The organism is Piscinibacter defluvii (assembly GCF_004011805.1).
Classification (GTDB): domain Bacteria; phylum Pseudomonadota; class Gammaproteobacteria; order Burkholderiales; family Burkholderiaceae_C; genus Piscinibacter; species Piscinibacter defluvii.
In genome coordinates this window covers 213,880-224,619 of record NZ_RCHJ01000016.1, presented here as the reverse complement: position 1 = coordinate 224,619, position 10,740 = coordinate 213,880, and the positions used below count along the sequence as shown (strand labels likewise).

Genomic DNA, 10,740 nt, shown 5'->3' with positions numbered 1-10,740 from the left:
ACCGCCTCGGCCGGGTCCTGCCGGCGCAGCTCGGCTGCGTCGAGCCCGAGGGCCTTCAGTGCGCGGCCGGCGCCGCTGTCCGGCGCAGCCTCGAGCGCCTTGTTCACCTGCAAGACGAGCTGCTGCAGCTCGCCGAACCCGAATCCGGAGCGACGCGCGATCGCGTCGAGCGCGGACAGGTTCTCGATGCTCGATCCGCTCGCGGCGCTGAGCCCATTCAGTGCGTCGACCGCGCGCAGCGACCCGTCGAGGAAGACAGTCAAGCCGCCGGCGGCAGCAGTCCACAGCAGAGGGCCAAGATAGGCACCAGCTCGCGTCGCGGCGTTCACTGCCTGCTGGCGCTTCTCGGCATCCTCGAGGCGCCTGATGTAACTCGCGGCCGCGTCGCTCACCCCGAGCTGCGCCGCACGTTGTGCGAGCAGTGCCGAGCGCGCGACCGTCGCCTTGTCGACGGTGCGCTCGAGCGAGGCGAGGAAGCGCTTCTGTGCCGCGTTCGTCACTTCGGCAGCGGCGGCCATCTTCTGCTGGTCGCCGGCGACAACGCGGGTCGCACGGTTCGACGCGGCCTCGAACTGCGAGAGGCCCATGGTGAGCAGAACTTCCAACTTCGCGAGCGGCATCAAGTCTCCTTGTAGGTGCCGGCCACGCGGAGGAAAGGACGCGCCATGAAGAATCGCAACTTCCGCCGCCGGCAGTCGCGGTTGCTTTCTTTCCGGGGTGACTCACGACGAAGACCCCGCCGGCGCGAGCCGGGGCCGATCAATGGACGGCGCCGCCGTCGAGCATCAGCTTGAGGCGCTCCAGTTCGAGGCGCTGCTGCTCCAGCAGCGAATCACAGTAGCGATCGATCTCGCGATGCGCGGCCGCGCGGTGTGCCTCAATCTCGCGCCTGTACTGCGCGCGCAGCTCGTCGACAGAGACAGTCGCAGGTTCGTCGATGGTCGAGGGCATCACATGTCCTTGGTCACGTGGCGAGCCCGCCAGTCTTTCGCCGGCGGCGTAGTGGGGGCGTCGGTGGGCGGGGTGCGCGAGGCCAGCTGCCCGACCTGCCACATTTGCTGTTGCATGAAGGGCTGATCGCCGCCGCGCACCGGTGGCAGGTTCTCCGCGGCCCGCGCCTCGTTCGGCGACAGGATGCCGGCGCCGACCAGCTTCGCCGCCGTCTCCGCGCGGGATAGCGGATCCAAGCGCAGAAGCGCCGCCGTGTCGAGCTCAATGCGCATGTTCGGCGGCAGTTCGAGCGCCTCGGCCATCAGCAGCTCGATTGCGGTGATCGCCGGCTGCAGCGCTTGGCCGAGGTAATCGTTCTGAAGCTGGGCGATGTTGTTGAACGAGGGCAGCGGCCCGACGCCAATCTTGTATCCGGGTACCTTGAACGTGCGAGCGCAATCCTCGCCGGTCCATTTGAGCTGCTCGATCAGTTGGGCATCGTGTGCGGGCATCGCAAGCGGTTCGTACTTCAAGCCCGAGCCGGTCACCAAAAGGCGGCCGATGAAGCCGCCGGCAAACTTGTCTTCGAACTCCCTCTTGAGTCGCTCGGCGGTCTCGTCGGGGATGTTGCCCTCTGCGGTCAGATGCCCGCCTGGCTGGCTCGCGTTCGCGAAGAAGGTGCAGGACTGCTCTTGGATCTTCCGGCCGAACGTGCCACTCGCCGCCGCTGCGGACAACGCGGACAAGCCGATCAGGGGATGAAAGAAGCAGTGCGTTCGATCGTGCGCAATCTCGCTCGCGGGGACGAGGATCGGCTCTTCGATCGCCGCGTGAACGTCGCGATTGAGCTGGTAGTAGACGCCACCGTCGGGGGTCAGCTTCACCGCCACGAGTTCGGGGCTGAGCAGGTGAAGGCGCCCGACGGCACCATCCTCGCGCCGCTCCTTCAGAAGGTACACGTTCCCCCACATGAGGCGCGACGTGACCCAGCTCTCGAGGAACTGACCCCAGGTGTAGAACGGGTGCGGCTTGCGCACCAGGCGCGACAGGCGCGAGTCGTCGTCTACCTCGACCCAAGTCCCGCTCGGTTGCCTGATCTGCAGCATCGGCCGCATGCGTCCGATGTCCCCAGCGATGAGCGACATGCACGCGAAGATCGAACCGAAGCGCAGGAGCTGACTCTTGCCGTCCTCCGCGACGATGCCGCGTTGCCAGGCGCCAGCGAACGGCTCGAGGATCGAGTGCCATCCGCCCCTCGCGCGGTCAGGGTATGGGAGCCCAGTCGATCGCGGCTCGGTCGCGGCCTTGCGCGCGAGCGTGAGCTCGTAGCTTCCGATGGCCAGGCGCATCAGAGGCTCACCCCCGCGAGCACCTGCACCGCGCCGGGTCGACGGACCTTCCAGTTCAGGTACCTGCTCGACTTGATCCCCACGGCGCCGGCCTGCCACAGCGACACCATCGAAGCGGCACCATCGACCGGGTCGTCGACCATTTGCAGCGACGCGTGCGTCGCGACCTCGAGTGTCGCGCCACCCTCGTCACCGACCGAGATTGCGGCCTGGTCGAGTAGCGTGATCGTGGTCGAGCCGGGACTGCCGGAGCGCTTGACGTTCGCCGTCGTCACGGCCGGCAGGCCAACGAGCGTGCCACCGCGGGCGGTCATGAACGGAAAGGCGGGTGCGCCTCCGCTGCCACGAAGCAGTGACAGCGCCACCGCATCCTGCGGGTGCAGGATCCACGCGGCCGCGCTCAGGTCGGAGCCCGAATCCACGAGCCTGCGGAGCATCAGCTTCAAGTCGGCATCGACCGCGGCGACCGTGGCGCCGGACGACACGATCGGGTCGACACCGTACGTCACGGATGCGGGCTTGACGCCAGCTTCACCAGCGTTGCCCGGGTCGAGGAAGGCCCCGTCGATCGCCTCCGCCGACGCGCGGCCGAGGTCTTGCGAGAGGCGCCGCTCGGCATCGGCGGACGGGTCGGTAACGAGCTCGCGCGTCGCGACCAGCACAGCATCGACGCGCAGCTGCTCGAGCGTCTCACCAGCGAAGTTCATTGCCGAGAGTGGCGCGGGCTGGGCCTCGCCGGCCCACCATGCCGTCGCGCCACCGGTACCCGACAGCAGGCGCACGTGAAGGGGGACGCGGTGCAACTGCGTGAGCTTGCCCAGCGCCGTCATCGGGCGCGCGACCTCGAGGAAGTCGTCTGCCAGCGGCCGCAGCAGGGCTGCAGCACCGGCGGCAGTGTGGGGCTCGACCGCAGCCCGCAGCACTCCGACGAGCTCTTCTCGCTCCGGCCAGCGCTGGCTGTTCGCGTATGCCGCCGCGCCCGCGTAGTCGCCGCGCGCATGGGTCAGTGACCGGACGAATCGGGCAACCATGCGCCCGTGGAACAGATCAGCCATCGGAGGCGTCGTCGGAAGTTGAGACGGGCGCGATGGTCTCGGCTTCGTCGGCGCCTGTCGCTCCTCGCGAGCAGGATCGGATGACCGATGCAATTTGCGCCGGCGTCCGATGTGAACCGGCCGGTGCCGCGACTCGCAAGAAGTCGCGCTCGAGGTCGCCGCCTTCCCGGAGCCAGGCCGTGCCGGCGCCGCCGAGGAACATGCAAGCCTCGAGGCATGGCAGCTCACCGGCGAGCAGCGCCTCGAAGGCCTCGAGTAGCAAGGCGACTCGGTCGTGTCGCGTCGCGCCGCGCGGCAGCCTCGACCGGCCGAAGGGGTCAGCGGGCAGCGTCATGCGGCCGCGACCCGGAAAAAAACCGCGCGCCGAACTGACGCGAAGTGCGCGACGGACCAGGCTCGGTCACGGCCGGGTGCCTGTTGAACGCTTGACCAATCCCCCCCGGTCACTTTTCCACCTCGCGGGCGACGATATCGAGAACCGATGAGTTGCCACGCTGCAGGATTCGGAGGCCCTCCGCAGTAAGTCGCGCTCGTTCTTCGGCTTTGATGCGTTCGCGCATTTCGGCAGCCGAGACCGGCGTGCCGTCCTCCCATCGTCGATTGCGCAGGTACGTTTTCGGCGCCGGCTCGTAGCCGTCGAGCCACTTCTGTGTGCCCTTGCTGGCGATGACGTGGGCAACGATCTGATCGGCGACCTCGTCAAGGCGATGTTTTCGCCAGTGCTCGAGGCAGGCTTTTCGGTCCTGCTTGCGATCCGTAGCCGGCCAGGACGCCCAGAAGTCGATGAACCTTGCTGCGTCGTTAGCCGTGCGCGCGTACCGCGTCGCGCGTGTCACTGGTTCAACAGCCGGTTCCGATACTGGTTCAGTACTGGTTATGTGACCCGAAATTGGTACTGGTCCATGGGAATTCTGGGATGGGTCTGCGGGAAAACTGGTACTGGTCGCTGGGAATTCTGGTATCGGTTGCGCACTGCTGGCGCGAGGCGAAGCGGACCCGTTTTCGGGATCGCTTTCACTCTCGATTGACTCACCTGGCCCGCTGCCTCGCTCCTCCCCAACGGTCCAACCGACCAGTTGAAAGGTAGGAGTGGAGCCGGTCTTCACGTCCTTGCGTGCAATGAGGCCGCGTTGCTCCAGCTTGGTCAGCGTCGAAAGCACGGTCTTCCGGTCAAGGTGCGTCAGCGCAGCAAGGGTCCCGGCGCTCGCGAACGCCTCGAAGCGAGGCGGCCGCACCAGGTTAGCCAACGTGAGCAGCAGCAACTTCCCCGAGGAGTTGCCGCAGTCCTGTTGGAAAGCCCAAGCGATTGCGTCGAAGCTCACCGAGTGCGGCTGACCGGCTTCGCGAGAGCAACCACATAGGCCCGCGCGGCGGGGCTGTGATGCCCATACTTGCCTGCCAGCTCAGCGAACGTAAGCCAAGCAAGAAGCTCCGGCGCGTCGCCGCTGGCAACGGTATCGCGCACACGTTGAGCCTCGAGAGCTGCGACTGCTTCCTGCGCGACCTGGTCGGTCGCGTGCGCATACGTGCTGCCGGTCATGCGACTGCACCGGCCTGGGCGACGAAAGCCTCGAGCTCGGCCTGCTCGAAGACCGTCACGCGATCGCTGAGCTTCGTGGGCTTGGGGAAACCCGGCCGGAGTCGACTCCACCTATAGAGGGTGGCGGTAGAGATGCCCAGCAAGTTTGCCGCGTCCTTGGGTCGCAGCTTCCGGGAGGGCTCCGGCAATTTCTGTCCTACGCTCACGATCAACTCCACATCAGCGGTTAACTCCGAATCCGGAGAAAACCCCTTGATGCTTCGGGCTGGTGCCCGTGATCGTTTGGGGACTTGAGCCGAAGTTTAGTGCAACGGCGACTCAGGAAGAGTCAAGGTCACAGCGAGCTAGGGCTTATGGTTGCTCCGTCCAGGCTGCAGCAGGCCCACCGACGAAGTGTCGTCACGAACGCGTGTCGGTCCTGGCCTGAAAGGCCGCGCTCGAGCTCCTTCGCGAGTTGACGATCAAGCTCTGCGGCCGAGGTTCCGCCGCGGCTCTTGGCTCGAAGGTCCTCGAGCATGGAGATTGCAGCTTGCTTGCCGCGCAGCGATGCGCGTGTGCCGTGTGCCATGGTTGGGGTCGCTCCTTCATCGGTTGCCGCGGATCCGCCGCGGCGCGGTCACGCAGCCTTGAACGGCAGGACTGTCGCGCCCTTGCGAAGCGCGTCCAGGTGATCGGCCCAGGCTTGCAGCATGCGGCGCCGCTCAGGCAGGTACGTTGCCCAGTTGTACGCTGCGCTCACCTTATTGCGCTCCTGGTGGGCGAGCTGCAGTTCGATGTGCTCATGCGGCCAACCTTGCTCGTGGAGGATGGTCGACGCTAGGCCGCGGAAGCCGTGCCCAGTCATGCGATGTTTGTAGCCGAGGCGCTCGAGTGCCTTCAGCAAGGTGTTGTTCGACATGGGCCGCTCGTGGTCGCGCTCGCCGGGGAAGACGAACTCCGAGCGGTTGCGCAGCTCCAGCAGGCAGCGCAGCGCATCGACTGCCTGCGTCGACAAAGGGACGATGTGCGGCTGGCGCATCTTCATCCGAGATGCGGGAACCCGCCACTCTGCAGCGTCGAGGTCGAATTCGCTCCACTTGGCCTCGATCAACTCGGTTGTCCGAACGAACGTCAAGGCGATCAGCTGCAGCGCGAGGCGCGTATAAGGGCTGCCCTCGTACACGGCCATCTTGCGCAGCAGCTCGGGCAGCTCCTTCGGCTCGATCCGCGCGTAGTTTTCGCGCCGACGAGAGGTGAGCACGTCGGCGGGGCGAATGTCGGCCGCTGGGTTTCTCTCCGCCAGCCCGTGAGCAACGGCGTAGCGCAGGACCTGCGAGCAGGTCTGCAGCGCGCGTCGCGCAATGTCGAGAGCGCCCCGAGACTCGATCCGCTTCGCCATCGCGACCAGTTGCGGCGCGGTGATTTCGCTCACCGGCTTCCCGCCGATTGCCGGGAAGACGTCGGCTTCCAGCCGGCGGAGAACGTAGGCGGCATGGTGGTCAGTTCGTGCGGCCTTCCAAGCGCTATGCCACTCGCGGGCAACGGCTTCAAAGTTCGTAGCCCTTGCAACGCGCGCGGCGGCCTTGGCTTCGCGCCTTGCCGCGAGGGGGTCGACACCGTGCCGGAGCGTCTCTCGAGCAGCGTCTCGGGCCTGCCGTGCCTGCGCGAGGCTCACCTCCGGATAGACGCCGAGGGCGAGCCGGCGCTCGACACCCCCATGGCGGTACTTGAGCCGCCAATAGCGGCCGCCGTTGGGTAGTACCTCGAGGTACAGGCCCTGTGCGTCGGCCAGCCTCAAGCGGGACTTCCCGTCAGGGCACTTCGCGTTCCGGCAATCCAGGTCTCGCAGCATCGCGTCAGCGGCGCAGGTAGCGTGTGCCCCCACGGTTCGGGTTCATGTGCCCCGAAATGTGCCCCCGCCGATCGTGCGCCGTCAAATCGGATCACGGCGGATCAACCGATGAAAAAGCCCCGATCTACGGGGCTTGGCGGTGGATCTGTCGGCCTTCGTGAGCCTTCGTGATCAGTAGTCCTGGCGGAGAGAGCGGGATTCGAACCCGCGGAGGGCTGTTAACCCTCACACGCTTTCCAGGCGTGCGACTTAAACCGCTCATCCATCTCTCCGGGAGGCGGGAGTTTATCAGCCGGGGGACTTGCCCTTCATCAGCGTCATCGCGGTGCCGATCAGCGTGGCCACCTCGCCCATGTGGCCGGGCACGATCATCGTGTTGTTCTTCTGCGCCAGCTGGCCGTAGGCCTCGACCGCGCGCTCGGCCACCTTCAGCTGCACCGCCTGCTCGCCGCCGGGCGACTGGATCGCCGCGGCGATCTTGCGGATCGCCTCCGCCGTGGCCTCGGCCACCGCGGTGATGGCCGCGGCCTCGCCCTGCGCCTTGTTGATCTCGGCCTGGCGCTCGCCCTCGGAGCGCGCGATGAACGCCTCGCGCTCGCCGGTGGCGATGTTGATCTGCTCCTGCTTGCGCCCCTCGGAGGCGGCGATCAGCGCGCGCTTCTCGCGCTCGGCGGTGATCTGCGCCTGCATTGAGCGCAGGATCTCGGCCGGCGGCGTCAGGTCCTTGATCTCGTAGCGCAGCACCTTCACGCCCCAGTTGGCGGCCGCGTCGTCGAGTGCGCTCACCACGGCGGCGTTGATCGCGTCGCGTTCCTCGAAGGTCTTGTCCAGTTCCATCTTGCCGATCACCGAACGCAGCAGCGTCTGCGCCAGCTGCGTGATGGCCACCACGTAGTTGCTCGAGCCGTAGCTCGCGCGCATCGGGTCGGTCACCTGGAAGTAGATGATCCCGTCCACCTGCAGCTGCGTGTTGTCCTTGGTGATGCAGACCTGGCTGGGCACGTCCAGCGGCACCTCCTTGAGCGAATGCTTGTAGGCCACGCGCTCGATGAAGGGCACGACGAACTTCAGCCCCGGGGTCAGCGTGCGGTCGAACTTGCCGAGCCGCTCCACCACCCAGGCGTGCTGCTGCGGCACGATCTTGAAGGTGCGGACGATGAAGATCAGTGCGATGACGGCGATGACGAGCGCGACTTCCATGGTGCGGCGCGAGGCTCCGGTTCAGGGGTGGGAGTGGGGGACGAGCACGAGCCAGTTGCCCTCGACCGCGGCAACCCGGTGCTCGCCCGGCGTGGCGGTGGTGCCCGGCTGCAGCCGGGCCGACCACTGCGTGCCGCGGTAGTGGACCCGCGCGGTGCCGTCGGGGTTCCAGGCCGCGACCTGCACCCGCTCACCGATGTCGAGGTTGACGTCGCGGTTGCGTTCGGCCGGGGCCGAGCGCGGCGCGCGGGCGCGCGTCCAGTGCCATGCGGCCGTGGTGGCCGCGCCGACCAGCGCCGCCGTGATCCATTGCGCCGGAGCGCCGGCGCCCAGGTGGGCGGCGACCGCCCCGGCCGCCAGGCCAAGGGCCACCATCAACAGGTAGAAGGTGCCGGTGGCGAGCTCGGCTGCCACCGCCACGCCGGCGGCGACCCACCAGAGCGTCGCGGCTGAAACGTCCATCCTCGTTCCCGGTCGTTGCGTTCGGCCAGTGTAGTGCGGTCGTGCAGCGACATCGCGTGGCCCTACACTTCGCGCTCTCCCGCTTCCGCCCGTCCCGAGGCCCGCATGCTGCGCTTCCACTTCCCCATCGTCATCATCGACGAGGACTTCCGCTCCGAGAACGCCTCGGGCCTGGGCATCCGCGCGCTGGCCGCGGCGATCGAGAAGGAGGGCTTCGAGGTGCTGGGCGTCACCAGCTACGGTGACCTGAGCCAGTTCGCGCAGCAGCAAAGCCGCGCCAGCGCCTTCATCCTGTCGATCGACGACGAGGAGTTCACGCCCGGCCCGGAACTCGACCCGGCGGTGCTCTCGCTGCGCAAGTTCATCGGCGAGATCCGCTTCCGCAACGCCGACATCCCGATCTACCTGTACGGCGAGACGCGCACCTCGCAGCACATCCCGAACGACATCCTGCGCGAACTGCACGGCTTCATCCACATGTTCGAGGACACGCCGGAGTTCGTCGCCCGGCACATCATCCGCGAGGCCAAGAGCTACCTCGACGGCCTGGCGCCGCCGTTCTTCAAGGCGCTGATGGACTACGCGCAGGACGGCTCCTACTCGTGGCACTGCCCGGGGCACTCGGGCGGCGTCGCATTCCTGAAGAGCCCGGTCGGGCAGATGTTCCACCAGTTCTTCGGCGAGAACATGCTGCGCGCCGACGTGTGCAACGCCGTCGAGGAGCTGGGCCAGCTGCTCGACCACACCGGCCCGGTGGCGCAGAGCGAGCGCAACGCGGCGCGCATCTTCAACGCCGACCACTGCTTCTTCGTCACCAACGGCACCAGCACCAGCAACAAGATGGTGTGGCACCACACGGTGGCGCCGGGCGACGTGGTGGTGGTGGACCGCAACTGCCACAAGTCCATCCTGCACTCGATCATCATGACCGGCGCGGTGCCGGTGTTCATGACGCCGACGCGCAACCACTACGGCATCATCGGCCCGATCCCCGAGAGCGAGTTCGCGCCCGAGACGATCCGCCGCAAGATCGCCGCCAACCCGCTGCTGGCGGGCGTCGACCCCGAGACGGTCAAGCCGCGCATCATGACGCTGACGCAGAGCACCTACGACGGTGTGCTCTACAACACCGAGACCATCAAGGCCAAGCTCGACGGCTGGATCGACACGCTGCACTTCGACGAGGCCTGGCTGCCGCACGCCGCCTTCCACAAGTTCTACGGCAGCTTCCACGCGATGGGCAAGGGCCGTCCGCGGCCGAAGCAGGCGATGGTCTACTCGACGCAGAGCACGCACAAGCTGCTGGCGGGCATCAGCCAGGCCTCGCAGGTACTGGTGCAGGACTCGCAGACGGTGCGGCTGGACCGGCACCTGTTCAACGAGGCCTACCTGATGCACACCTCGACCTCGCCGCAGTACTCGATCATCGCGAGCTGCGACGTGGCCGCGGCGATGATGGAGCCGCCCGGCGGCACCGCGCTGGTGGAGGAGAGCCTGAAGGAGGCGCTCGACTTCCGCCGCGCGATGCGCAAGGTCGAGAAGGAGTTCGGGCGCGACTGGTGGTTCACCGTCTGGGGCCCGGACAAGCTGGCCGGCGAGGGCATCGGCGCCCAGGCCGACTGGATCCTCAAGGCCGACGAGAAGTGGCACGGCTTCGGCAAGCTCGCCGCCGGCTTCAACATGCTCGACCCCATCAAGAGCACCATCATCACGCCGGGGCTGGACGTGTCGGGCAAGTTCGCCAAGACGGGCATCCCGGCCTCGATCGTCACCAAGTTCCTGGCCGAGCACGGCGTGGTGGTCGAGAAGACCGGGCTGTACTCGTTCTTCATCATGTTCACGATCGGCATCACCAAGGGCCGCTGGAACACGATGCTGACCGCGCTGCAGCAGTTCAAGGACGACTACGACCGCAACCAGCCGATGTGGCGCATCCTGCCGGAGTTCTGCGCCGCGCACCCGCGCTACGAGCGCATGGGCCTGCGCGACCTGTGCCAGAGCATCCACGAGATGTACGCGAAGGGCGACATCGCGCGGCTGACCACCGAGATGTACCTGTCGGACCTGCAGCCGGCGATGAAGCCCAGCGACGCCTTCGCGCACATCGCGCACCGCCGCACCGAGCGCGTGCCGATCGACGAGCTGGAAGGGCGCATCACCACCGCGCTGCTGACGCCGTACCCGCCGGGCATTCCGCTGCTGATCCCGGGCGAGCGCTTCAACCGGCGCATCGTGGACTACCTGCGCTTCGCGCGCGAGTTCAACGCGGCCTTTCCGGGCTTCGACACCGATGTGCATGGCCTCGTGGGCGACGAGGGCGAGGCCGGCGGCGAGCGGCGCTACTACGTGGACTGCGTGCGCCTGTGATCGCGC

The 10,740-nt window shown here is 67.2% G+C and carries 12 protein-coding genes and 1 tRNA gene; 1 reads left to right on the top strand and 12 read right to left on the bottom strand.

Annotated elements, in window-relative coordinates:
• From D9C15_RS24555 to D9C15_RS24500, 12 genes are all read right to left on the bottom strand, one after another.
• Positions 1 to 620: hypothetical protein (locus D9C15_RS24555; protein ID WP_375138817.1), on the bottom strand; the 620-nt coding region annotated here is incomplete at its 3' end.
• A 139-nt stretch (positions 621 to 759) separates the two neighbouring features.
• Positions 760 to 951, bottom strand: coding sequence for a hypothetical protein (locus tag D9C15_RS24550; protein WP_128001095.1), 192 nt, complete (start codon positions 949 to 951; stop codon positions 760 to 762).
• Positions 951 to 2,279, bottom strand: a complete 1,329-nt coding sequence (locus D9C15_RS24545; RefSeq protein WP_128001094.1) for a phage portal protein — start codon at positions 2,277 to 2,279, stop codon at positions 951 to 953. The genes D9C15_RS24550 and D9C15_RS24545 overlap by 1 nt, the downstream gene beginning before the upstream one ends.
• Positions 2,279 to 3,334 carry a phage major capsid protein gene (locus D9C15_RS24540; RefSeq protein ID WP_128001093.1) on the bottom strand — a complete coding sequence of 352 codons (1,056 nt, stop codon included), beginning with the start codon at positions 3,332 to 3,334 and terminating at the stop codon, positions 2,279 to 2,281. The genes D9C15_RS24545 and D9C15_RS24540 overlap by 1 nt, the downstream gene beginning before the upstream one ends.
• Complete coding sequence (locus D9C15_RS24535; RefSeq protein ID WP_128001092.1) at positions 3,327 to 3,668, bottom strand: hypothetical protein; 342 nt, start codon at positions 3,666 to 3,668, stop codon at positions 3,327 to 3,329. Before D9C15_RS24535 ends, D9C15_RS24540 begins: the two co-directional genes overlap by 8 nt.
• A 109-nt stretch (positions 3,669 to 3,777) precedes the next feature.
• Positions 3,778 to 4,656, bottom strand: a complete 879-nt coding sequence (locus D9C15_RS24530; RefSeq protein WP_128001091.1) for a helix-turn-helix domain-containing protein — start codon at positions 4,654 to 4,656, stop codon at positions 3,778 to 3,780.
• On the bottom strand, positions 4,653 to 4,874 hold the full coding sequence (locus D9C15_RS24525; RefSeq protein ID WP_128001090.1) for a hypothetical protein: 222 nt from the start codon (positions 4,872 to 4,874) through the stop codon (positions 4,653 to 4,655). Before D9C15_RS24525 ends, D9C15_RS24530 begins: the two co-directional genes overlap by 4 nt.
• On the bottom strand, positions 4,871 to 5,080 hold the full coding sequence (locus tag D9C15_RS34605) for a helix-turn-helix transcriptional regulator (RefSeq protein WP_164886839.1): 210 nt from the start codon (positions 5,078 to 5,080) through the stop codon (positions 4,871 to 4,873). Before D9C15_RS34605 ends, D9C15_RS24525 begins: the two co-directional genes overlap by 4 nt.
• Positions 5,081 to 5,490: 410 nt before the next feature.
• On the bottom strand, positions 5,491 to 6,705 hold the full coding sequence (locus tag D9C15_RS24515; RefSeq protein ID WP_128001089.1) for a tyrosine-type recombinase/integrase: 1,215 nt from the start codon (positions 6,703 to 6,705) through the stop codon (positions 5,491 to 5,493).
• A 181-nt stretch (positions 6,706 to 6,886) separates the two neighbouring features.
• Positions 6,887 to 6,977 (bottom strand) — tRNA-Ser (locus D9C15_RS24510).
• Positions 6,978 to 6,993: 16 nt separating this feature from the next.
• On the bottom strand, positions 6,994 to 7,905 hold the full coding sequence (locus D9C15_RS24505) for an SPFH domain-containing protein (RefSeq protein WP_128001088.1): 912 nt from the start codon (positions 7,903 to 7,905) through the stop codon (positions 6,994 to 6,996).
• A 21-nt stretch (positions 7,906 to 7,926) separates the two neighbouring features.
• A complete protein-coding gene (locus tag D9C15_RS24500; protein WP_128001087.1) occupies positions 7,927 to 8,367 on the bottom strand; it encodes an NfeD family protein in 441 nt (146 codons plus the stop codon).
• A 105-nt stretch (positions 8,368 to 8,472) separates the two neighbouring features.
• Here D9C15_RS24500 and D9C15_RS24495 point away from each other — a divergent pair, with 105 nt between their 5' ends.
• Positions 8,473 to 10,734, top strand: a complete 2,262-nt coding sequence (locus D9C15_RS24495) for an arginine/lysine/ornithine decarboxylase (RefSeq protein ID WP_128001086.1) — start codon at positions 8,473 to 8,475, stop codon at positions 10,732 to 10,734.
• Positions 10,735 to 10,740 lie beyond the last annotated feature (6 nt).